This window comes from Streptosporangium oxazolinicum, from assembly GCF_039537505.1.
In the GTDB taxonomy this organism is placed as follows: Bacteria; Actinomycetota; Actinomycetes; order Streptosporangiales; family Streptosporangiaceae; genus Streptosporangium; species Streptosporangium oxazolinicum.
On sequence record NZ_BAABAQ010000001.1, the window covers coordinates 817,916 to 840,312 of the forward strand.

Genomic DNA, 22,397 nt, shown 5'->3' on the forward strand with positions numbered 1-22,397 from the left:
AGGCATGGCCTGCCCGGCGAGGGAGGTCGCGGCGTCTCATTCCAGCGTCGTCACACCGATGCCATCGGCTGGGTCCCCTGCCCTTCGATCTCGTCGGCGTTGTCCGCTCGCTCATCAGCGTTGTCCGCTCGCTCGTCGGCTTTGTCCGCTCGGGCGGGGAGGATCACGGCGGTGATGACCACGGCCACGGACAGCACCGCGCTGATGATGAAGGCCAGTCGCATACCGCCGAGGTTGGCGAGCAACTCCGTGGCTCCCGCGGATCTCAGGGAGTCGGCTCGCGCGCTCATCACGGTGATCACGAGCGCGGTGCCGATGGCCGCGGCGACCTGTTGCAGCGTGCTCAGGATCGAGCTGGCGTGGGAGTAGAGCGGCGGGGGAACCGCTCCGAGCCCGAGGGTGAACACCGGGGTGAAGGTCGCGGCCAGCCCCACCATCAGCAGCGCGTGCAGGCCGAGGAGCTGCCAGAACGGCATGCTCATCGTGATCTGGGTGAAACCGGCGAGCGCGAGCGTGATCGCGAGCGCGCCGGGGATGACCAGAACCCGGCCACCGAACCGGTCGAACAGGCGGCCGATGACCGGACCGAGCAGCCCCATCGCGAGGCCGCCCGGCATCACGAGGAGTCCGGTCTCCAGCGCGCTGAGCCCGCGGACGTTCTGCAGGTACAGCGGCAGCAGGATCATCGAGCCGAGCATCGCCATGAAGGCCACCGACATCAGGATCAGCGCGACCGTGTAGGTGCGGTGGCGCAGGGTCCGCAGGTCCAGCAGCGGCACGCCGCGCTTCTGCAGCGACAGCTGGCGGAAGACGAAGACGGCGATGGCGGCCAGGCCGGCCGCCACGATCGCGGCGGCGACGCGGACGTCACCGCCCTCGAACCGGCTGAGCCCGTAGACCAAGCCGCCGAACCCGGCGGCAGCGGTCACCACGCTCAACCAGTCGACGGTGCTGAACTCGGGCTCTCCGACGTTCTTGAGCTGCTTCAGGCCACGCCATGTGATCACGGCGGCGATGGGGAGCACCACGGCGAACAACAGCCGCCAGGAACCGAACTGGAGGATCACCCCCGAGACCGTCGGGCCCATGGCGGGCGCGACCGAGATGGCCAGGGAGACGGTGCCCATCACCCGGCCCCGGTCGGACTCGGGCACCACCTGCATCAGCGTGGTCATCAGCAGCGGCATCATCACCGCCGTCCCGGACGCCTGGATGATGCGGGCGCCCAGCAGCACCTCGAACGACGGCGCGACGGCGGCCAGCGCCGTACCGAGCAGGAACAGGCCCATCGCGGTGCTGTACGCGCTGCGGGTGGACACCCGCTGCAGGAACCATCCGGTGATGGGGATGACAGCGGCCATGGTCAGCATGAAGGCGGTCGAGAGCCACTGCGCGGTCTGCTCGGTGATGTGCAGCGCCTCCATCAGCCGCGGGATGGCGTTGATCATGATCGTCTCGTTGAGGATGACCACGAATGTGGCGAGCACCAGCAGCCGGATCACGGCCGGGGTGCGACCTGGAGCGGCGGCCGCGGGTTTGGCGGGTGAGTCAAGCTGTGGGCTGAGCACGGTACCTCGATCAAGGTTGTCGGATATGACGTGATCACGGCTGGCGGGCCAGCTATGGGGCTCACGAAAAGTTGTGGGCATGCAAAGGATGACCTACACCACTGACAAAACTCATCGCCCACCCCCAGCATTCCGGCAAGTGACATGAGATGTCACTCGGTTTTCACCTGCGGAAGACGATCTTCAGATCACCCGAAGGAGCATCCGAATCGCGCTGTGAGCTGGGCGAACACCGCGCACGCCACCCGCTCCGAGGGCCGGGACACCACTTCACCGGCCCGCGACCGCGCCTTCGGCGGTGGATCCGGCCACCCCACGTCAACGAGCCACCCATCCCACCACCAACCCCCGCCTCCCGCCGCCCGCCACCGACATGCGGCGACCATCAGGCCACCGAGGACTCCTCATCCCGGACGGCGATCGGATTCGACGATCCGCGGGACACGAGTGGCCGCACGATCACGGATGTGCCCCGAGTCTCAAAGCTCTCCGTGGCGGGGCGTCCCTACGCGGGAGCGAGGAGAGGCCGATCCGCGCGCGATTGGCACGCATGGTCAACGGGCTGGCACTCAGATGCAAGGAGAGCAGCCGGACATATGTGATCCTTACCAGTAGATAACCAGAAAGAGGCACATAACAGTCAGTCAGCATTTCACCGCTACACCATTCCCGGTATCACCAAACCTCCTAACGTACGCGTGGATCGCAGGAATGGACGGGCGATGCGCCCCGACCTCTGGCAGTGGAGTGACACGAGCGCCGGTGGCGGCTCCACCGATGACGAAACTTCACCGTCATGGGCGGTGAGGGATATCACAGCCCGTCACCCGCCGGTCAAAGATTACTTTCCCACCCCACTATTTCCACGAATAGTCATTGCATTATTAAACAGGAGCGGGACATGTCTTACATGCTGAAAAAACTGGCCGGATACGCAGCAGGACTGGCACTGGTGGTGAGTGCCAGCATGATCGCGGCCTCACCGGCGGAGGCCGCTACGGCGAGGTGCATCGTCCCCGGGACCGGCTGCACCACGGGCAGCATCCCGGCCAACTCCGGTGGCCATTGGGTCTACTACTACTGGGACTCCGGTCTTTCCGCCGTGGGCTGCAGTATGCGTATCGTCGATGTCGCCAACGGTGCGATCGTCTACTCGGGTCGCGTTGGCGTGGCCAGCCACAGGTACGGATACGTCTACGGCCTTTACGGCTCCTATCGAATGGAGATGTACAACTGCAGCACCGGGGCCGTCGGATACATCAGGAACACCGTGACTTAAGAACATCGGTGCCAGCCGTACGCCCAACCGCAATCGCGGCCGCTCTGTGAGACCGCGACGCGTATCCCGACGGAAAGACCGCCCGCTGACGGCCAGACAAATGCCGGTGGCCCGCTACGGCGAAGAGTCAGGCCTGACCGGCACCGCGCCTTGACACGGAGCGGTTGGTACAGGGCACGATGTTGCGACTCTCGGGCTCGTCCAGCCTCATCTCCGGCCGAGCCCGCCCCGTTTCGAGGGCCCCCGGCCCACACTCCGACCGCGTCCACCCATTCAGAGGTCCAGTACGGCCGGCCCGACCTCGTTGAAGGCGTGGATCACCTCACGCGCGGTGCCGTCGTCGGCGACCACCAGGCGGGCGATCGCCAAGGCGGTGTTACCCGAGGCGGACGCCATGACGGCCATCGCTCGGCGGACCCGGATCGAGCCGTGCTCGCCGCGGCACACGATCCGCAGCGGTTCGGCGCCTTCCTCCGAAGCCAACCGGCGCACTCGCACTCGCTCAGCCATGACAGGACCCTCCCCCGACGGGTGAACCCCGTCGACAACCCACCGCGAGATCGACGTACCTCGGCCGTCGGCCGATCGATCAACCCGGCCAACGTGCGCGGTCGCCGTACCGGTGTGCCGTCGCCCACCGGCATCTGGCGGTACCAGGCCGAATAGGATAAGAATTCCAAGATCGGATCTTGGAGGTTGTTCCTGTGATGTCCACGGACGTGCCGTCCCAGCCGCCGGTGGTGGCTGGACGTCCCCGGCCGTGGCGGCTCCAGTCCCAGGGATACGTGGCCCTCCTCGGCGGGGCCGCCGCCGTCACCGCCATCGCGCTGATGAACGCCGCTCGCCTCGACGTACCGAAGAGGGGCAGAGCACTCATCGTCGGCACCGGTCTTCTCGGGCTGATCGTGGATGTGGCCCTGATCTGGGATACCAGGGTGAGCTCCAGCACCTACACCGTGTTGTCGGTGTTGCTGGTACTGGTCGTTCATGTCACCCAGGTGGCTGTGCAAAGACCACACGACCGGGGAGCCCCTCTGCTGTCCAGGGGGAAAGATCATGCGCCGATGTGGCTCGCCGGCGCGGTCGCCATTCTCGCCGGCGGCGCACTCCACTACCTCGTGGTGGCCACTCTCGAAGGGTGACGAGAGCCCCCTGCCAACCTGTCCAGGGGCCTTCCCGCAGGCGTGCGGCCGAAGCGATTCGAAACCCCGGCTTCCGATCCGCAGGGAGGGGAGGACGCCTCACCAGCGGGATCCCGCCCCGCTCAGGCAGTGATCGCGGGCCGGTGAAGGGTGCTCCTGTAAGGCGGTGTCGCTGTACGGGCTGCTGTGCGGCGCTTCGCTCAACGCGCTCCGACACGGTCGTCACCCTGTTCGCCGCCCGGAAGGATCGGCGTCAGCCTTCCGGCTTCCTCATCGGCGGTGAGGTCTTCGGCCATCGTCCGCTCAGGCGTTACCGAGGAGGCTGGTCCGTCCAGCCGGTGGTCACCCAGATGAATCTTTTGCTCAATGTCACGCTTCCGTCGTTGCCGGAAAGATAGGTGGTGCGCGTCACCTGGGCGGTTTCAGGATCGACGACCAGCTTGATCTCCCACTCGGTATCAGGATAGGGAAACCGCAGTTCCTGCCCACCCTCGACCGCGCCCGTACTCTCGACGCCCGGAGTCGTGGCGAGTGCCCGGAACGCCGCGGAACGGACCTCCGGCTGTGTCGGCAGCTCCGAGATCAGCGTGACAAGTGAGAGGAGAGGGGGTCACCTCGCTGCTCGGATGCGGCCATGGCGCTCTCGCGTCCCTGAAGCCCGGTGAGCCACGCTTTCAACGCCTCGGGATCCGTCGGCAGCCTTTCGAGGTCCTCGATGCTCACTTCGGCTCCCTTGAGCATGAGGGGGCCGGGTCTGACACGACGACGTCTGGAGGGTCGCCCGGATCTCCGATGGACCAACGCCGGCCATCGCGCGTGATCCAGCTCTCCCGACGCGAACTGTCCCCGTCCGGCGTCTCACGTTTGACGTGCCAGTAGGTCCCGGAACTTTGAGGTGTGCGTTCCGCGCTGGCAGCGGCCATGAGCAGGACCTCCCTGCCCGAGATGGGTGCGCCGGCGAGCGTGATCACGCCCGTGGCGAGCACGGCGACGACCGCCGCGACGGCGGTGGCCAGGGTGAGCGCGGGTACGAGCCACCCGATCCGCCGCCGCACGCGGCCTCGCATCCTGTCCTGGAGTCGGCCTCTGCTGCGCGTGATCGCCTCAGCGGGAGGCTCGGGCTTGGCCGGCAGGGTGGCGAGTGCCTTCAGGTCATCCATGAGCCGTCTCCTCGTCGATAAGAGCGTGGATTTTCGCGCGCGCTCGGCTGAGCCTGGAGCCCACCGTGCCGACGGCGATGCCGAGCGCCTGGGCCACTTCGTCGTAGCTGAGCCGGCCCAGGGCCACGAGCAGCAGGACATCGCGCTCGCCACCGGACAGCGCGGCGAGCGCCTTGGCCAGGTGCGGCCGCATACGCTGGGCCGCGACAGAAGTGACGAACCGGTTCTCGTGACCCTCTACGACGGGTTCCGGGCCGAGCCGGGCCAGCGCCCTGTAGTGGCGTTTCTCCTTGCGCCGGTGCCTGGCGATCAGGTTGGTGGCGAAGCCGAACAACCAGGGCCGCAGGCCCCCGCGTTCCGGGTCGAACCGATCACGCTTGTCGAAGGCCAGCAGGAACGTCTCGGCCGTGATGTCCTCGGCGGTCTGCGTGTCCAGCCGACCGGCCACGTACAGGTAGATGTCGCGGTAGTAGCGGTCGTGCACGGCGGTGAACAGGTCAGGGTCCCGCCGATACCGGGCGACGAGTGCGGCGTCGGTCACCTGTTCGCCCACTTCGGCGATCAAGTTCTTGTCTCCGGCATAAGCCTGCCTTCCGGATGATGGTTACGATCACCCATCCTTCGCCGCACGCCAGGATCGTCTTCCCTCGGGTGTCCCACCCCCAGCGCGAGAGACCATCGAGGTCTCGATCGATCAACCCGGCCAATGCACGTGGTCACCGCACCAGGTGCACTGATCCGAGATATTAGGTACGCCCCGATCGATCAAGGTTGGGACGTTCTTCTCATGTGCAGCCCAAAGGAAAACTCCATGGATCGCGCGGTTGCGATCCAAACAGAGCGATATTGGCGGGCATCCGGCTCATGCCCCGCGGGCGGAAGGGCCCGCTGCGATGACTGGCGACCATATAGCGAATCCATGACCATATAGCGAATCCATCACCGGACCGCGACGCGCCAATCACCACCCTCCGATCTTTAAACATCTCTCCCACTCCCGAATGTCCGAAGACCCGAAGGTGGCAAACATCGCCACGTTGACCGGGATGCTTCTGGCTGCTTCGTGGAGCATCATCGATCACCTCACCGGGGACAAGGAAACACCGATCGGCAGTTCACAGTCCGGGGGGCAAGAGGCGCAGCGGAGAAAAAGGAGCCTTCCCTCTTCTTCGCCGGGAGAGCGGATCGCCTGGCCGCTGACCTGAGATCTTCCACAACAGGACCACACCGCGAAACCTCGCGCCAGAACCCAGGCCACCACGTCCAAAGCGGGCGTTTTATCCCTCAAATTCCACCTAATTCTAATTTTGGATATTTCACCACACATGAGAGCTTAGATCAATGTCACGCTTTGTGCCTGTTTCTATAAGCAGCTGATAGTCCAGGGAGAAACATCCGGAGAAGCCGACATCTATGGTGGCCCCCGGGGCGGATGCGACAGCGATCCGCAGCCTTTCCCCCGGAAGCTCCCGCGGCGGGCGGCACCGCTCATCACGGCGTCGAAGTCGCACACCGATTCACACACGGCGGCACCGATTCGTGCATGGCGATTGGGCCGGACGTGGAATCTCCGGCACTGGACGTCCGGGCGGATCTCTTGGATTCTCGGCAGGAACGGCATACGGGCCTGCCTGCCGCGCCCGCCTTGACTCCGCTGAATCCACGCTTGCCGAAGGGGCGCCTCCGCCACGGGCGCCCCGTGGCGAGGAAGCGGCGAGGAAGGCGAGGGGGAGGGTCCACGCGCGATGCCGCCGCGGGCGCCCCCGCCCGCGCGGACACGTGGGCCGGGACGGGGCCGGTCTCGGGCCGTCCTGCCAGGCAGGGCCGAAAACACGTCCCAAATGGAATACGGTCACTACTTTTCCCGACCAGTTGGCGCACATAAGCGGATTATCACTTCCGATTTCCCTGTCGTGCCGTGATGAAAGGGTGCCGGACAGTAAAACCCACAAGTCAACCGCAGGTCAGAAGCGCGAGTTGATAGTTCACCCGGATGTCGTGTTTTCCGGAGGCAGAAGAAGCCGGTGGATTTCTCACGGATCACGGTCTACCGTGAGTGAGGCTTTACGCGCCTCTCCTGCCCTGTAGGCATCTTCTCTGTCCGGACGGCGAAGACCGAGAGAATCCGCGTAAGACCGTCTTGCTCTGGTTGAGGGGCTGTATTAGCATCTTCGATGCAAAAGTAGGGGAATGTAAGCGATAGTGGGTGGGGATGTAAAGCGGGAGAGTACGGGGATGCAAACGGGGATGTGAAATACGAGTTCATCCAGTCCGGTACATCACAATCCGATCTTGACGCAGGCTCAGGCGCGCCTTTTCCATGGGTGCCCTTCGACCTGCTCTCGGCCATGCTCCAGAAACTGTTCTTCTCTTGTGGAAGGTGCTCTTGACATGACACCCATGGGACCGCTAGAAGAGCCCGTTTCCGTTAGGGACTCGGTATCGGAACTGATTACCACGTCGAGCTACCGGCCGACGGGAAATTCTTACATCGACAACACTCCCTATCATCGTCCGTTGGACGCCGATCGGCTTTCCAGAATCAAATGGGATCAGCCGCTCACCGAAGAGGGACTGCTCTCGGACGAGAGCCTGGTGGCCAATAGGCTGCTGATGAACATCTACGAGAGCGATGCGCTCTTCCTGCCCTCCGACGGGCTTTCCGGAAAAGAGAAGCAGTTCACGGAGTTCTACGGCCGGAAGGCGCGGCTCCATTCCGACCTCGTACGGCCGGCCGTGGAGTCCTACGTGTTCGACTCTCTCGGATCGGATGTCCAGATAAACGGGCGCTGGGACTGCGACGCCCTTGAGTCGCACGTCCTGGCGGCGATCGACGAGGCAGTGAACGGCGACCGGCCGGCGCTGCGCGCGATCGAGGAGGCGGCGGACCCGCGGCGCGCGGCCGAGATAATGATCGCTCAAATGGCGCTCGACGGCCTGACCGAGGCGACCGCGATGTCGCAGAACCTTGGGGGCGCGTACGGCCTGGAGCAGAGCGAGGTCTTCAAGATATTCATCGACGAGTTCGGCTACGGCGTCTTCGACGCCAAGCACAGCACCCTGTTCGTCGAGCTCTGCCGCAGCGTGGGGATGAACACCGAACCGCACCACTACTGGTTCTATTACCTGCCGAGCTGGATCGCCGGGAACAACTACTTCTACAAGGTCACCAAGAACCGGGCCCAGTTCTTCCGCTACATCGGCGGCATGGCCTTCCTGGAGGCGACGTTCGCCCCGTCCTTCGCGGCCATGACGAAGACGTTCCGCGCGGTCTACGGCGACCAGATCGACACCCGATACTTCGACGAGCACGCCCACATCGACCAGCACCACGGCAGGATGGCGGTGAACGACCTCCTGCTGCCGCTCGCCCGCAAGCACGGCGACTACGCCATCCGCGAGTTGCTGCGCGGCATCGAGGACGTCCGCGCCCTGGGCCGACTCAACGACGCCGACCTGATCGGGCAACTCGGCTGGCAGCCGGAGGTCACGACCGCGGAGACCGGCCGGGACGGGCAGGACGAACCGCGCGAGATCGACGCCCGCACGCCGTTCGAGACGATGATCAGCGACCACGACATGACCGTCTCGGTGCTGGACGGCACCGCCGAGCTGCACTGGAGTGCCACCGGCGGGCCACTGGAGGTGGCCACGGGCCAGGCGGTGCGCGTCCCCAAGGGGCGGCTCTACGGTCTGCGGGCCGGAGCGAGCGCCACGATCGCCTTCACCCGGTCGTCACCGCGGGCCGATTCGTGAGCGCTCGCATCCGGGTGGAACTGGAATGGCCCCGGCACAACGCCGTGCGCGCCGGTGACGAGACCTACTTCTGCCTGGAGCGGGCCGGGTCCGTGCATCTGATCCACAGCCGCTGCCCGCATCGCGGTGGCCCGCTCCATCTCGGCGAGATCGAAGCCGAACGGCTACGTTGCCCCTGGCACGGCAACACCTTTCGCGTCGACCGCCTCTGTGACCGTGCTGTCCCCACGATCCAACGAGGTTCCAGCGTTGTCGCCTACCTGCCCGCCGACTTCGGCGAGGCGGTTCCGGTACAGCAAATCGTGTTCGCGAGCTAAGGGCGTTTCATGACATCCATCATCAAAAACGTCGAGGGCTCATCGAACGACTCGGAGCCCGATGTCGAGTCACTCTTCTGGACCGAGGTCATCGGTTCCGAGACCATGCTGAAGCACGGCATGGACGCGATGAACCGACGAGACTACGCCACCGCCGCCAACCTTTTCGCGGGGGCGGGCGGAGCGCGGCCCGGATACGGCCCGGCCAACCTCCTCTTCAATCGCGCGGTACGCCAGCTCGTGCCGCGCTGGCACTTCGCGATGCTCAACGACCAGGCCCGCAACGAGGCCTACCGCAAGGCCATCTCCGCCGTCGTGCGCCCCGGTGACCTCGTCCTGGACATCGGGACCGGAGCCGGGCTGCTGTCCCTGCTCGCCATCGAGGCCGGCGCCGACATGGTGGTCACCTGTGAGATGGAGCCGGTCATCGCCGCGATCGCCCGCCGGACCATGGTCGTGAACGGCGTGGACTCGCGGGTGAAGGTGGTGGAGGCGAAGTCGACGGATCTGCGGGTCGGCATCGACCTTCCCCGCCCGGCGGACGTGCTGGTCACCGAGATCTTCGACTGCGCGCTGCTCGGCGAGGGCGCCCTGCCGAGCATCGAGCACGCCCGTCGGGAACTGCTGCAGCCGGACGCCGTCATCGTGCCGCAGGGCGCCCGGCTGTGGGGACAGCTGGTCGAGAGCGACGACCTGTTCGCCCATAACCACGTGGACACCGTCTACAACTTCGACATGACGCTCTTCCAGCAGTTCAGGTCGATGGAGTACTTCTCCACCTATCTCACCAGCTACCGGCACCGGCTGCTCGGCGAGCCGTTCCCGCTGTTCGACTTCGACTTCCGCACCGGCAAGGGCGAGCAGGAACGCGTCATCCCGGCGCCGGTGTCGGTCGACGGGACCTGCCACGCGATCGTCATGTGGTTCGAACTCGACCTGGCCGAGGACATCACCCTGTCCAATAGCCCCGAGGACCACGGGACACACTGGCGGCAGGCGGTGCAGACCTTCGAGCGGCCCCTGTCCTGCCGTGCCGACGAGCCACTGCGGCTGTTCGTGTCCCATGACAACGACCGGGTGCTGGTGCGGCCCGAACCCCTCGGTGCCATCGCGGCTGAAGAGTCCGCTTCCGGACACAGATAGCCGACAACCACCGAGGATGGGCGGGCGTCCACCACCGTCGTCCCCGTACCTCCGCCCATTTTGAGGAGAAGATGAGTACCACGGCTGATTCATCCAAGGAACTACGCAAGACCCTGACCATCAGCCGTGGCGTCGGCCTGGCGGTCAGCATGATCGTCGGCAGTGGGCTGCTGGTGTTGCCGGGGCTCGCATACGCCTCCGTCGGATCCGCGGCGGTCTTCGCCTGGGTCGCGGCGGCGATCATGGTGATTCCCCTGCTGCTGGTCTTCTCGAAGCTCGGTTCGCGCTACCCCAGCGCGGGCGGAGTGATCGGCTTCATGCAGGCCGCCTTCGGAAGGAGCGTCGCCTCGCCCGTCGCCTACGTGCTGCTCGGCGCCACGGCGTGCGGCGGGGCGGCGATGGCGATCACCGGGGGCAACTACACGGCGGTGCTGCTCGGCATGCCCGACGCCGTCTTCCCGGCGACGCTCGCCTACCTGGCGGTGGTGGCCGTGCTGAACGCCCTGGGGTCGCGCCTGGCGGGCGGGGTCCAGACGGTCGTCACCGCGCTGCTGGTGCTGCTCATCGCGGTCGTCGCGGCAGTGCCGTTCTTCACCCCCGGTTTCGAGATGCGGGGCGCGGTGACGCTGCCGACGAACTGGCTCGACCTGCTCCCCGCGGTCGGCCTGGTCTTCTTCGCCTTCACCGGCTGGGAACTCGTCGCCTCGACGACCGAGGAGTACCACAACCCCCGGCGCGACCTGCCGCTGGTGCTGGCCGCCTCCTTCGTCGTCATCGTGGTCCTGTACGTGGGCATCGCCACCGCCGTCCAGGTGTCCCTGGACCCGAACGACCCGATGGTGCGGCAGGCACCGGTGGCGGCGGTCCTGCGGCAGGTCTTCGGCGCCGCGGCCGGAACCGCGGCCGCGGTGCTCGGCGCCCTGATCGTCTTCGCGACGCTGATGGGCGGCACCTGGGCGACCTCGCGGATCGTGTTCGCCACCGCGCGGGAGCGCCTGCTGCCCGCGCGGCTGACCGTCTGCAACAAGGTCAACGGGGCCCCCATCGCCGCCATCGTGGTCGCCGTCCTGATGTTCGGCACGGTCGTGGTCCTGTACGGCGCCGAGGTGCTCACGCTGGACCAGGTCTTCCAGCTGTCGGCGGTGAACTTCATCATCGGCTACGCCATGTCGGCCCTGGCATACGGCACCCTATTTAAGGGGCCGAAGAACTGGCTGCTGGTGGTGCTGGCGTGCGTCCCGGTGGTGGTGCTCCTGATCGGTTTCGGCTGGATGCTGCTCTACCCCCTCGCACTGCTGATCGCCGGCACGGTGGTGCACGTGCTGACCGCCGAGAAGGACCCGGTACCGGTGGCACCCCCGGCCGACTGAGACCGACCGAGACCGACGGGGCGGGCCGACCTCGGCGAAACCGGGACCGGCCCGCCCCATCGCGTTCGGCCACGGTGCTCTTTTCGAACCCCCACACCGGCGGCGGAATCCCCTGGAAGATCCTGCGGCGTATCGATCCGATGCCTACTCCACCCACCACCAGCCGTCAAAAGCGTCCGGCGCCTGCGGAGCGAGAAGGACGAGACGATTCGCCGAGGGGGCCGACACCAGGACGATCAAGGGCGTGCTGCGGCACACCCGGCAGGCGACGACGTCCAACGTCTATGTGCACCTGCTGGAGGAGGTGAAGCTAGGTGCGGCCGACAGCGTGGACGGAGTCCTGTCCGACCTGACCGCGCGACGCGCAGAACGAGGGAAGAGACGTCGTGAGCGCGTTGCCACACCCGTTGCTACAAAATGATCAAGGCGCCCCTTGAGGATCAAGGAACGCCCTGGTCAAACATGTGCGGCCGGAGGTACTCGAAACCCCAACCTTCTGATCCGCAGGGAAGGGCAGATGCCTCGTCAGCGGCGACTTACCCTGCTCAGATGGTGGTTACGGGTCGGTGGAGGGCGATCTGGTAAGGCGGTGCTGCTGTATCAACTGCTGTACAGCATTCCTCATCCCTCGCGAGATGCGGCGTGGCCTTTCGCCGAATCAGCGTCGAGCGATTCCCTCAAGACCGGCTCTGAGCCAAGATGATCCAAGCACCGTGACGTGGGAGGGCGCATGATCGTGTTCACGTGTGCGGACTGTGACGCATCGCTGACCCTACCCATGTCGCAGGTCGCGCTCCCCGCCCACGCCCATCGGAAGTACGGCCACGAACTCCTTCCCGTGCTCATGGAGCCCGGGACCTACGCGGTGGATCCGGAACCCTTTGGACCGCCGTGGCGGCGGTGGGAGGAGATCGGCGCGAAGGAGGCGGAAGCCCGCGGTGTGTACGCGCCGGTCTTCGCCCTGTCGTACGGGCCACCGGGAGCGGTCGCGGTCGCGCTGGGCGACGTCCGCGGGACCGTTCTGATTCCGGAGCGATGCGACGGCCTCTGCTGTGGTCTGGACAGCAGGAACGGCCTCAACATGGCGTGCGCGCAGTGCGGGCACGCTGTGGCCACCCTCATCGACGACTGCGGGCACTGGCAGGTGGTGTGGCTGGACCCACGCGCCGTACGTCTCCCCGACACCAACGCGCCCGCCCGCCGAGTGCTCAGCTGGGAGGAAGTACGAGAGCAGCCGGAGAGGCCACCGGTTGATCCGATCGGGGCGTGGAGCCCGGTGTGGGAGGCGGCGGTCTCGGTGGCGCTGGCCCACCTGCTGGCCGCGTCGGGCGGTGCGCGGGTCGTGGTTCCCGACGGCCCTGTCGCCCATGCGTTCCGTCCAGCGCTCGACGCCCTGCTCCCGGCCGAGCCGCCGACGAGGAGCCTGGCCCTGGTCGGGCCTGGCCTACCCGCCACGGTCACGGACATCGCCTTGGTCCCACGGCACCCGCAGACCGGGGAGACATGGTCGTCCAGCACGGAGGCAGCGGTGCCGCTGGATGCCGATGTGTGGACGTACATGGCCTTCAGCCGCAATCGGCGGCTCCGCCCCGCGTCGGGCGGGCTACCCGACGGCGTCTACCGCGATGACCCTCCACCGCCGCCGCCTCGCAGCCCGTTCCGGCTCGACCGGGAAATGTTCCTGGACGCGCTGGCACGACTGCCGGAGGTTCGCCAGCCATGGCTGCGTGCGGTTTACGACGACGTACAGGACCGTCGATCCAACCTCCCGTTCTGGTGGTAGGAAGACGCGCTCCTCGCTGGCGTCCCGATCCACGTCGTCGCCGCTCGACCCGGCCATGCCGATCTGTTCATCACGCTGCGGGTCTACGCCCACATGATCCGAGCGGTGGAAGCCTCCGCGGCTGATGTCTTCGCGGATGCCGTCGGCGAATAGGGAAGATGCTCTGTCAGCAAGAAGCCAGATCGATCAAGAAACCAAGAAGGCCCCTGATGGCTAATGCCTGTTCAGGGGCCTTCTCGCATGTGTGCGGCCGGAGGTACTCGAAACCCCAACCTTCTGATCCGTAGATCCCCAAACGACTTCCGTACCTGTTCATAGCCGTTCGTCATGCAGCAGATGAGAGTCCGGCCGTTCAGATCAGTCCGGTTTGATCCAATGTCGCACGTCCCGTTGGCTCCCAAGATGGCTCCCAGCATCGAAGCACCGATGGTTTTACAGCGGACCGGTGTTCCTGGCCGCGCTAAGCCCCTGACCTGCGTATACGGCTTTCACTGCTCTTCTATCAGAGAAGATCCTCCCCCGCATACCTCACGAGAGCGGCCGATCGACCTCGGCGTGCTTAGCGCGTTCTCGCAGTCCACGTAGGCGGGTCGTACCGACCCCCGTATGTCCTTTCGCCCGTCGGGGGCATCGGTGTCCGAAAACCCGCAGAACCCACCGGTGATGTGCTTGGCGGACAGATGCGTCAGACCTATTTCCGTATTTCGGTTGCTAGATGCTGCTGTGACCGCTGTGCTGTGAGCGTGCGTATTCGACGGGTGAGAATCCAGGGGTACCGGTGTCTAAGGGATGTGGACATCCGGTTCGACGACATCACGACGTTCATCGGTCCAAATGGTGTTGGCAAGTCTGCGGTGCTGCGCGCCCTGGACTGGTTCTTCAACGGTCCTAGCGGTCCTGGACTCACCGATGAGGACGTGTGGGCGGGGCACCAGGAAAAGCGAATCAGCGTCGAGGTGGAGTTCGGCGAGCTCACCGATCTGGACCGAACCGCGCTCGGCAAGTATGCCGCCGGTGGCGCGGAGACCGTACGGCTCTGGCGGCGGTGGGAGAACGACACCGACAAACTGTCGGGGCGAGCAATGGGCTATCCGGCGTTCGACGACGTCCGCGAGCCTGATCGAGCCAGTGAACGGAACGCACGTTACAAAGCACTGCGAGAGGCACATCCCGAGCTCGGACTACCGGCGGCGCGCAGTTCACAGGCGGTCGAGGAGGCGATGTCAGAGTGGGAACGTAAGCACCCCAACGAACTGGTGGCAACTGAGCTGGCGGCTGACACTCACTTTTTCGGGTTCGCTGGACAGGCAAAGATGACGGGACTGTTCGACTACGTCTTTGTCAGCGCCGACCTGCGGGCGGGTGAAGAGGGTCGCGACTCCAAAGGCTCGGTTATCGGTCGGATTCTCGACCAGGCCGTCGACCGCACTCAAGCCGAGAAGGATCTGCTCGATCTGCAGACGCTCTTCAACAACGATCGTCAGGAGATCCACCGCCAGCACTTCGAGGAGCAGCTTGACACACTGTCGGTGCAGCTGACCGACGAGGTAGAGAAGCTGAGCAGCGGACGTCGGGTGCGGGTCAGCTCGCACGTTCCCGAACTGCGGTTGCCGCAGGCGCAGTTCCAGATCACCGTTCAGGACGGCACCGCCAGCACCCGACTCGACCAGCAAGGGCATGGATTCCAGCGGGCATTGCTCATCACCGCACTGCGACTGCTCGCGGAGAGCAAATCCAGCGAGAACCGCCGGACGGTCTTTCTCGCTATCGAGGAGCCGGAGCTGTTCCAACACCCCGTACAGGCCCGCGTGTTCGCAGCTGTGCTGCGCGCACTCGCAGGTAACGCCGACCGTGGCATGCAGATCGCCTATGCCACGCACAGTCCGTATTTCTTGGAGCCGGAAGGTTTTACCGAGATCCGTCGGCTGACCCGCGCGATCCAGGGCGGTGCGCCGACAGTCATGGTCGACTCAACCACGCGGAGCGAGATCACTACACGGCTAGATGGAATTCTCCCGGCAAACAAGATTCACCGTCAGCTGATGAAAGTGTGTCTGAGGGAGATCCCGGAAGCCTTGTTCGCCCGGGCAGTCATCCTCGTAGAGGGGCCTACAGACAAGGGTGTGCTAGAAGGGTGCGGGCTCCGACTGGACCCGCTCAATAAACACGGCATCGTAGTGGTTGACGTTGTCGGCAAAAGCAAAATTCCACTGGCGCACGCGATCCTCACCGAACTGAGCGTCCCGACCATGGCGATCTTCGACGGCGACGCACGCCACGCTGAGCGCAACACCGGGGCGACCCAGGAGAAGATCGACAAGGACACCGAGCAGCACAAGGGCGAGAACCGCAAGCTGCTCGCCTATCTGGGTGGGACGCTGGCGGACTTCCCGAAGACACATATGTGGAAGGGATACGCAGTTTTCCATGACTCCTTGGAGACCTACCTCGAAGAGGAGTGGCCTGAGTGGGCGATGGCGAAGAAGCAACTCATCGCTGACGGCGACGGAGTAGACGGGAAGAACGAGGACACCTACCGTCAGGCCGCCGTAGAGGCAGAGACTGACCCGCCGACTTTGCTATCTCAGATACTGGTCCAAGCGCTGGCGTTGGCGGCGGACAGTTGACCCTCTACCCAAGGGACGAACAGTAGGACGGCGTCAGGTCGCACTGACGTTACTATCCGAGCGTTGGAACTACTGATTGTTCTCAGTGCGCTTCTGCAGAGCTAACACGGCCTGAGCAGTCAACGGTCAGTGACCTTCAGACTGCAGTCCGACTGCCTGAACCAGGCCTGACTGCTGCCGCCTTCGGCAATTTTCGGTGTTCCCGCACCGCCATAATGAACCGTGGCCAGCCACGTTGTCCGGTGGGCCGAGGCTGAGGGACGAAGCCTCGGCCCGTCGATCGCCCCCGACCACGCATAGAGATCAGCCGCAGTCAGGCGATCGTGAGGGTAGCGCTGACCATGACACGAGCTTGAATGATTACGAGCCTAAGCGCCTGATGAGCTGTCGAATCTTCCGCTCGGATACTCCAGCTGACCGGGCTGCATTGATGAGTTGCTGACGCTTCTTCTCGTCAGCATTGGTCCAGCGGTCTGGGCTCTTCTTAGGCACATCACGCTTACCAGCACCCACCTTCAGAGCGCTGGACGCCCCTACCTGAGCATGAACGACGCGCTGTCCCATGTATCTCCCCGTTCCAGAGGGTCCTTATACCTGATGTGAATCATCCTCGGTGGAGTACAGAGCTACAAGCCTGTTTGAACTGCAATCCAAAGACTGTCGACTATCGTCAGGCGATCATGGGAGTTGCATTCGCGGCGGTGCGGCCCCGCTGCGGTGGGTGATGGTCAGGTACGGCGGCTTCGCGGTGCGTTGGGCGGCCCACAGTCCCGCCGCCGCCCGAGACCGGCGCCCACGCCGCACGCTCGGGCGGCGTTCGGGCGGTGGGCCGTGCGGCGGCGCGCTGCGCCGCCGCCTTGATACTTATAAGAACAATTCGGCAACGCCCTAAGGACGCTCAGACTAGAAGAGTGGTGCCGTGCAGCTGGCTTGTGTGGTGTGAGCTGCGCGAATATTTCGCATACCGATGCTGCCCGAGGGGCTATCTCGCGCGCACCTCGCTCTTGTTGCCCTGGCCATCATTGCGCTCGGAGGCAAGCCGAGCTGAAGCGCAGGGCTGCAGGACCATGCAACCAGGTTGAGATGCGGCACTCCCCTACCAGGGCTGCTCTACCAGGAGTTCCTAGTCAGCAATCGCTCCAGCCGACGACCCAGCGATCCTCCGCCCCTGCTAACCGAAGTGCTCATTCAACAAAACCTCATGGCGTCCCGAGTGGATCATCGCTGGCTAAGCAGGGCTACGAGGTGGCGCTTGCTACTGACATGGAGCCTCTCCCCCACCCGAGCTTTTAACTCACCATCTTGCGCACCTCGGTGTCGGGTGCAAAGCTCTGGCTAGCAACATATATGAGGATACATGGACAAATCGCCCATATCTTGACAAAAAGATCTACATGGCTCATAGCGGACCGAATCAATTAAGTCTGTAATGCGCGGGTACTGCGGAGAGATGTCTAATAGTACTCTTCATGGGAGTGCTCTTAGATAACGAGGAGAGCTGTGGCTACCAGATCGTATTCTGAGCAGACCATTAAGCAGCTATTCGGATCAACTGCTGGACGATGCTGCTTTCCTGGTTGCGGGAAAAACGTGATACACGCGCAAACCAGGCGAAGTAGCACAGCGATTACAGGTGATATCGCCCACATCAAAGCATTCTCCGCAAATGGACCTAGAGCCGACGTGGACCTAGACATCAAAACTAGGAACAGCTTTGAAAACCTTCTGTTATTATGTGCAGCCTGCCATCGGCTAGTTGATGGTCAGCCAGAAGAATACACGGACGATGTTCTTCTTGCGATAAAGAACAAACATCTGGATTGGATAGCAAGCAGGCTAGAGCGAGAAATGAACGATATTAGCTTCGCCGAACTAGACCTTATATGCAAGAGGATCATATCCAGCTCTATAGCAGAATCAACTGCTCTCCTTGCGACTCCGCCAGCAGAAAAACTTGCTTTAAACGGTTTAGGAATGCGAACGGAGAAAAAGATTCGGCTAGGCCTCATGCAGGCACCACAAGTATCACTTTTCCTGACAAATATGGCTACACATGTGGACGCAGACTTTCCAGCTCGGCTAGTTGCTGGCTTCAGAATGGAGTACCAGAGGTGGTGGGAAGAGGGATTGAGAGGCGACGATCTTTTCTTACTCATAGAAATGTTCGCCACAGGAGGCGCGCAAGATTTCGAAAAACAGGCCGCTGGCTTGGCTGTCATCGCGCATCTGTTTCAAGTTTGCGACCTATTCGAGGCAGCATGATTCTCCCCAATAAGTACATCCAAACATCCCACTCTCTTCTCGGACAAGCCTCAGAAATATTAGTGCTTCGCCGTCAAGGGTTGAGTGTTTCATCATTGTGGGATGAAGTTCGTAACGCAACATCAATTTCATACGAGCAGTTCATTCTCGCTCTAGATCTTTTGTATGCCATCAATCTCCTTGACATAAACGAAGGGACTCTTCGTTGGCCTTCATGAAGATATTGAAAATATACGCAAACAAGCCAACTTTTCGCGAGATTCATCTACAAGATGGATTGAATTTGATCGTAGCTGAACGCGCAGATACATCGAGTGAGCACGACAGTCGAAATGGGGTGGGAAAGAGCACCCTCTTGGAGATAATTCACTTCTGCCTAGGATCATCCGTTAGCAACAAGAGCGTTATAAGCCACTTAAAGGAAACCGACTGGCAGTTCAGCCTTGAGCTTCGAATCGACGATGCAGTTGTTCATGTAACAAGGGGTTTTTTGACTCCTAGCCAAGTAATATTGCGTGGCGATATTCATTCTTTGGGGGTAATCGATGAAGCGGAACTATTCCCGCGAACAGAGGCTATTTGCACGCTAAAGAGATGGAAAGACTTACTCGGAGCTTTAGTTTTTGGCCTAGATGATCAGGTTCTCACAGAGAGCGCTGCTCCTAGTTTTCGAGCTCTCATCTCATACTTTGCCCGGTCGGGTCGCGATGCATACATCGATTCTTTTACTACATCCAGGCAGATCAGAACATGGCAAAAGCAAGTCTACAACGCGTATTTAGTGGGCCTAAATTGGCATCACGCCTCTAAATGGGAAATGCTTCGAGAGAATGAGAAGCTTGTACGTACATTGACAGCAGCGTCCTCCAAGCGGAGTCAGTCCGAGATGGCTGATTTGGAAAACGAACGAGTCCGTTTGTCTTCTGAGCGCGAACGGCTTGAAGCGCAGGTCGCCAATTTTAAAGTTGTCCCGGAGTATCGAGCTGTTGAAACCGCAGCACGAAATCTAACAAGAAGAATGCGCGAGTTAGCGAACGAGTCATCGATCCTGTCGCAAATGATCGAAAAGTATGAGCTACAGATGGAGACAGAGTCTGCAGAGGACCTCAATAAGGTACGACAGATATACGCTGACGTTGGTTTGCTCTTCCCCGATAGGCTCAATCGAGAGCTAGAACAGGTGTTGGAATTTCACACAACAGTTACTCGGCATAGACGAGAGTATCTCAGTAACGAGATTATTCGCTTAAGGTCGCAGGTAGATCAGATACAACTGCAGCTAAGCAGGCTGGACACTGAGCGATCTGAGCAAATGCAGTTACTAAGTGATGGTGGAGCAGTTGAAGAGCTTGGAAATCTCCAGTTTCGCCTCGGCCGAACTCTAGAGCGGCTTCATGAAACAGACAAGAAGCTCGCGGGTCTAGAAACCGTGGCTATAGATGAAGCCACTATTGCTTCAGACCGGCAAGCGCTCTTGAGTAGGGCTGTTATTGATCGTGCTGAACGTCGCCCGCGATGGAGCGCGGTTATTGCGAAGTTTGTGGAAGCTACAGATCATTTATACGAAGAATCGGGAGCTTTAAATTTCGGACTCAATGAGAATGGATTCACATTTGAAACAAAAATGCCCCGTCAACGCTCTGGCGGCGTTGAAAATATGGCTATATTTGCATACGATTTAGCTCTTACGCAAGTATGGTCAACTCGCGAAAATCATCCCGCATTCCTCATTCACGATAGCATCCTCTATGAGGGCGTAGACGAACGACAGATTGCACTTGCTCTGCAATACGCAATGACGAAGGGTGAGGCATGCGGTTTTCAGTATCTTGCACTTATTAACAGCGACAACATACCGCGCGCCGACCTTGCCGAATTAGGCTTGAATTGGCGCAACCACGTTCGACTTGAGCTAAAGGATGATGATCCAGCACACACTCTGCTTGGATACAGGTTTTGATGGCTAGAACAGAACAAAACCTCGCACTGCTAAGATGCGTAATCATCCACTATCGGGACCAGCTCGTCATAGACCTGAAGACGTGATGAAGACTCTCATCAGGACAAGCTAGCCTTCGTGATGACATGCGGCTCTATGCTCATGCCCGTGTACGTCAGCGATGTGGGGCGGTAACTTCGCTGTGTGGCTACCAACGAAGAGCGGTCGCGGTGGATCGTGCACGGGGAACGGCTCATCTATGACAACCGGTGGATCCGGCTGGGGCTCGTTGACGTGGCGATCCCGGACGGGGAGCGGTTCGAGCATCACGCGGTGCATCTGGATCGGGCGGCGATCGCCGTGGTGGTCGACGAGCAGAACCGGGTGCTGATGATGTGGCGGCACCGGTTCCTGTTCGACCGGTGGGGCTGGGAGCTTCCCGGCGGCCTTATCGACGCCGGCGAGGAGGCCATCACGACGGCGGCTCGGGAGGTAGAGGAGGAGACGGGGTATCGGCCCAAGGAGATCGAGCCTCTGATCACCTATCAGCCGATGGCGGGCATGGTCGACTCCGAGCACAGCCTGTTCCTGGTGCGGGGTGCCGATCTGGTCGGGAGTCCAACCGGAGAGATTGAAGCCGATCTCATCGAGTGGGTGCCAATGACGGAGATCCCGGCGATGATCGCACGTGGCGACATCTGGACCTCGGGGACGCTGATCGGATTGTTCGCGGCGCGGGATCGGCTCAGCGCAACGAGCGGCTGACGGCTCGGGCGAGTTCCTCGACGCGTCGGCGTTGCCGGCTGGATCCGGTCATCGTGGCGAGGTGCTGGGCGCGTTGGATGTGGGGTTGGGCGGCGTCGGGCTCTCCGCGGGCGAGGAGGGCATGGCCCAGGTCGCAGCGGACGCCGGATTCGGCGCGGTTGTAGGTGCCGTCCATCCCGGCCAGTGCGGAACGCAGGTCCTCGACGGTTCCCGGATCGCCGAAGCGCACCAGGCAACTCCCCCGCCAGCGGGCCAGGTGGTGAGCGTTGACCGACAGGTAAGGCATGTCGGGGTCGGCGTCGCCATCGGGCAGGAGCGCGGCGGCCTGTTCCAGGGCGGTGCGGCAGGTCGTCTCGTCACCGAGGATGGCGGCGCCTTCGGCTTCGGCCGCGGACATCCAGGTGCGGAGCCGGGCGGGGATGCGGTCGCGGTAGGTGGCGTGGATGTACTGGAGGAGTTCGGTGCCTTCGGCTGGGCGGCCGAGTTCCATCAGGACGTATGCCTGTTCGCCGGAGACGTAGGCGATGAGGGCGGGGTCGTCGGCTTCGCGGGCGGCGGCTTTGGCGTGCTCGTAATGATTCCAGGCGTCGTTGAGCGCTCCGGTGTGGATGGCCTGCCATCCGGCCAGTGAGGCGGTCTCGGCCAGGACGTGGGCGAGCTGGGCGCGGATGCCGGGGCGTACGGCGTGGCGGTGGGCGTCTTCGACGTGGGAGATCTGGGCACGCATCTTGTCGGCGATAGCAATGCCGCCGAGTCGGCGATCCATGAGGCGCAGGTTGTTGGTGTCGGTGGTGAGGATCATGACCATGGTGGGGTCGATGGCGGCGGCTGCCTCGATCCGGGCCGTCAGTTCCTCGCTCTGCTCCTGGTGGTGGTCGTCTTGGTTCCCGGTGGGGGATGCGGTGTCGAGGGGTGCCAGGCCGAAGAGCATCCGGGCGTGGTCGGGCAGGCCGAGACCGGTGGCGATGCGCTCGTAGACGTCCAACTCGGTGATGTGGGACTGATGCCGGCTGATCCGGCTGACGCGTCCCTGGGACATGCCGGTTGCCGCGCCGATGTCCACTTGACTGGCGCCGGCGTACTTGGCGGCGAGTTTGAAAAGACCGGCTACGTCACGATTTTTGAGGATTTCTCTGCTGTCTTCGCGGCCCCATACTTCGGCCGGGATCTTGATCGGCGCGAAAGCGCTCCCGTGCATTCCGCCCTCCGGTCATCGGTTCCCGAGGTGGTGCGTCGCTACATGTCAAGACCCTATATGCCTTGGTGGAATATACGCGTGGGATAGG

At 62.8% G+C, this 22,397-nt stretch carries 19 protein-coding genes; 13 read left to right on the forward strand and 6 right to left on the reverse strand.

What is annotated here, in order from left to right:
- Positions 1–50: 50 nt before the first annotated feature.
- On the reverse strand, positions 51–1,568 hold the full coding sequence (locus ABD817_RS03810; protein ID WP_344914974.1) for an MDR family MFS transporter: 1,518 nt from the start codon (positions 1,566–1,568) through the stop codon (positions 51–53).
- Positions 1,569–2,469: 901 nt separating this feature from the next.
- Here ABD817_RS03810 and ABD817_RS03815 point away from each other — a divergent pair.
- Positions 2,470–2,847, forward strand: a complete 378-nt coding sequence (locus ABD817_RS03815; RefSeq protein WP_344914976.1) for a hypothetical protein — start codon at positions 2,470–2,472, stop codon at positions 2,845–2,847.
- 273 nt (positions 2,848–3,120) lie between these two features.
- On the opposite strand, the gene ABD817_RS03820 is transcribed toward ABD817_RS03815, so the two are convergent.
- Positions 3,121–3,357, reverse strand: coding sequence for a hypothetical protein (locus tag ABD817_RS03820; RefSeq protein WP_344914978.1), 237 nt, complete (start codon positions 3,355–3,357; stop codon positions 3,121–3,123).
- A 197-nt stretch (positions 3,358–3,554) separates the two neighbouring features.
- On the opposite strand from ABD817_RS03820, the gene ABD817_RS03825 reads away from it, so the two are divergent.
- Positions 3,555–3,989 carry a hypothetical protein gene (locus ABD817_RS03825; RefSeq protein ID WP_344914980.1) on the forward strand — a complete coding sequence of 145 codons (435 nt, stop codon included), beginning with the start codon at positions 3,555–3,557 and terminating at the stop codon, positions 3,987–3,989.
- A gap of 582 nt (positions 3,990–4,571) precedes the next feature.
- Here the strand turns inward: ABD817_RS03825 and ABD817_RS03830 are convergent.
- Genes ABD817_RS03830 through ABD817_RS03840 form a run of 3 tightly spaced genes read right to left on the reverse strand, consistent with a single transcriptional unit; the run spans position 4,572 to position 5,714 of the window.
- On the reverse strand, positions 4,572–4,712 hold the full coding sequence (locus ABD817_RS03830) for a hypothetical protein (RefSeq protein WP_344914982.1): 141 nt from the start codon (positions 4,710–4,712) through the stop codon (positions 4,572–4,574).
- Positions 4,709–5,149, reverse strand: a complete 441-nt coding sequence (locus ABD817_RS03835; RefSeq protein WP_344914984.1) for a hypothetical protein — start codon at positions 5,147–5,149, stop codon at positions 4,709–4,711. The genes ABD817_RS03830 and ABD817_RS03835 overlap by 4 nt, the downstream gene beginning before the upstream one ends.
- Positions 5,142–5,714 carry an RNA polymerase sigma factor gene (locus ABD817_RS03840; RefSeq protein WP_344914986.1) on the reverse strand — a complete coding sequence of 191 codons (573 nt, stop codon included), beginning with the start codon at positions 5,712–5,714 and terminating at the stop codon, positions 5,142–5,144. The genes ABD817_RS03835 and ABD817_RS03840 overlap by 8 nt, the downstream gene beginning before the upstream one ends.
- Before the next feature lie 454 nt (positions 5,715–6,168).
- On the opposite strand from ABD817_RS03840, the gene ABD817_RS03845 reads away from it, so the two are divergent.
- The 11 genes from ABD817_RS03845 (at position 6,169) to ABD817_RS03890 (ending at position 21,111) form a co-directional block, all read left to right on the forward strand.
- Positions 6,169–6,354, forward strand: a complete 186-nt coding sequence (locus tag ABD817_RS03845) for a hypothetical protein (protein WP_344914988.1) — start codon at positions 6,169–6,171, stop codon at positions 6,352–6,354.
- 1,312 nt (positions 6,355–7,666) lie between these two features.
- Positions 7,667–8,905 (forward strand): iron-containing redox enzyme family protein, encoded by a 1,239-nt coding sequence (locus tag ABD817_RS03850; RefSeq protein ID WP_344914990.1) that lies wholly within the window; start codon positions 7,667–7,669, stop codon positions 8,903–8,905.
- The gene (locus ABD817_RS03855) at positions 8,902–9,222 is read left to right on the forward strand and encodes a Rieske (2Fe-2S) protein (RefSeq protein ID WP_344914992.1); all 321 of its coding nucleotides are present in this window, start codon (positions 8,902–8,904) and stop codon (positions 9,220–9,222) included. Before ABD817_RS03850 ends, ABD817_RS03855 begins: the two co-directional genes overlap by 4 nt.
- A 9-nt stretch (positions 9,223–9,231) precedes the next feature.
- A complete protein-coding gene (locus ABD817_RS03860) occupies positions 9,232–10,365 on the forward strand; it encodes a class I SAM-dependent methyltransferase (protein WP_344914994.1) in 1,134 nt (377 codons plus the stop codon).
- 71 nt (positions 10,366–10,436) lie between these two features.
- Complete coding sequence (locus ABD817_RS03865; protein ID WP_344914996.1) at positions 10,437–11,735, forward strand: APC family permease; 1,299 nt, start codon at positions 10,437–10,439, stop codon at positions 11,733–11,735.
- 778 nt (positions 11,736–12,513) lie between these two features.
- The gene (locus tag ABD817_RS03870) at positions 12,514–13,518 is read left to right on the forward strand and encodes a hypothetical protein (protein ID WP_344914998.1); all 1,005 of its coding nucleotides are present in this window, start codon (positions 12,514–12,516) and stop codon (positions 13,516–13,518) included.
- A gap of 680 nt (positions 13,519–14,198) precedes the next feature.
- Positions 14,199–16,145 carry an ATP-dependent nuclease gene (locus tag ABD817_RS03875; protein WP_344915000.1) on the forward strand — a complete coding sequence of 649 codons (1,947 nt, stop codon included), beginning with the start codon at positions 14,199–14,201 and terminating at the stop codon, positions 16,143–16,145.
- 1,683 nt (positions 16,146–17,828) lie between these two features.
- On the forward strand, positions 17,829–18,407 hold the full coding sequence (locus ABD817_RS03880; protein WP_425583241.1) for a hypothetical protein: 579 nt from the start codon (positions 17,829–17,831) through the stop codon (positions 18,405–18,407).
- Positions 18,404–18,625 (forward strand): ABC-three component system middle component 6, encoded by a 222-nt coding sequence (locus ABD817_RS39535; RefSeq protein WP_425583242.1) that lies wholly within the window; start codon positions 18,404–18,406, stop codon positions 18,623–18,625. Before ABD817_RS03880 ends, ABD817_RS39535 begins: the two co-directional genes overlap by 4 nt.
- Positions 18,622–20,367: a DUF2326 domain-containing protein gene (locus ABD817_RS03885; protein WP_344915606.1), complete on the forward strand. Its 1,746-nt coding sequence runs from the start codon at positions 18,622–18,624 to the stop codon at positions 20,365–20,367. The genes ABD817_RS39535 and ABD817_RS03885 overlap by 4 nt, the downstream gene beginning before the upstream one ends.
- A 183-nt stretch (positions 20,368–20,550) precedes the next feature.
- The gene (locus ABD817_RS03890; protein WP_344915002.1) at positions 20,551–21,111 is read left to right on the forward strand and encodes an NUDIX hydrolase; all 561 of its coding nucleotides are present in this window, start codon (positions 20,551–20,553) and stop codon (positions 21,109–21,111) included.
- Here the strand turns inward: ABD817_RS03890 and ABD817_RS03895 are convergent.
- On the reverse strand, positions 21,092–22,309 hold the full coding sequence (locus ABD817_RS03895) for an NsdA family TPR-like regulatory protein (protein ID WP_344915004.1): 1,218 nt from the start codon (positions 22,307–22,309) through the stop codon (positions 21,092–21,094). The genes ABD817_RS03890 and ABD817_RS03895 overlap by 20 nt on opposite strands.
- Between the last annotated feature and the right edge of the window lie 88 nt (positions 22,310–22,397).

What these genes read in the sequence shown, in the direction of transcription:
- ABD817_RS03815 (WP_344914976.1), top strand. Translation starts at nt 2,470, where the DNA reads ATGTCTTACATGCTGAAAAAACTGGCCGGATACGCAGCAGGACTGGCA.
- ABD817_RS03820 (WP_344914978.1), bottom strand. Translation starts at nt 3,357, where the DNA reads ATGGCTGAGCGAGTGCGAGTGCGCCGGTTGGCTTCGGAGGAAGGCGCC.
- ABD817_RS03825 (WP_344914980.1), top strand. Translation starts at nt 3,555, where the DNA reads ATGTCCACGGACGTGCCGTCCCAGCCGCCGGTGGTGGCTGGACGTCCC.
- ABD817_RS03835 (WP_344914984.1), bottom strand. Translation starts at nt 5,149, where the DNA reads ATGGATGACCTGAAGGCACTCGCCACCCTGCCGGCCAAGCCCGAGCCT.
- ABD817_RS03860 (WP_344914994.1), top strand. Translation starts at nt 9,232, where the DNA reads ATGACATCCATCATCAAAAACGTCGAGGGCTCATCGAACGACTCGGAG.
- ABD817_RS03865 (WP_344914996.1), top strand. Translation starts at nt 10,437, where the DNA reads ATGAGTACCACGGCTGATTCATCCAAGGAACTACGCAAGACCCTGACC.
- ABD817_RS03870 (WP_344914998.1), top strand. Translation starts at nt 12,514, where the DNA reads ATGTCGCAGGTCGCGCTCCCCGCCCACGCCCATCGGAAGTACGGCCAC.
- ABD817_RS03875 (WP_344915000.1), top strand. Translation starts at nt 14,199, where the DNA reads ATGCGTCAGACCTATTTCCGTATTTCGGTTGCTAGATGCTGCTGTGAC.
- ABD817_RS39535 (WP_425583242.1), top strand. Translation starts at nt 18,404, where the DNA reads ATGATTCTCCCCAATAAGTACATCCAAACATCCCACTCTCTTCTCGGA.
- ABD817_RS03885 (WP_344915606.1), top strand. Translation starts at nt 18,622, where the DNA reads ATGAAGATATTGAAAATATACGCAAACAAGCCAACTTTTCGCGAGATT.
- ABD817_RS03895 (WP_344915004.1), bottom strand. Translation starts at nt 22,309, where the DNA reads ATGCACGGGAGCGCTTTCGCGCCGATCAAGATCCCGGCCGAAGTATGG.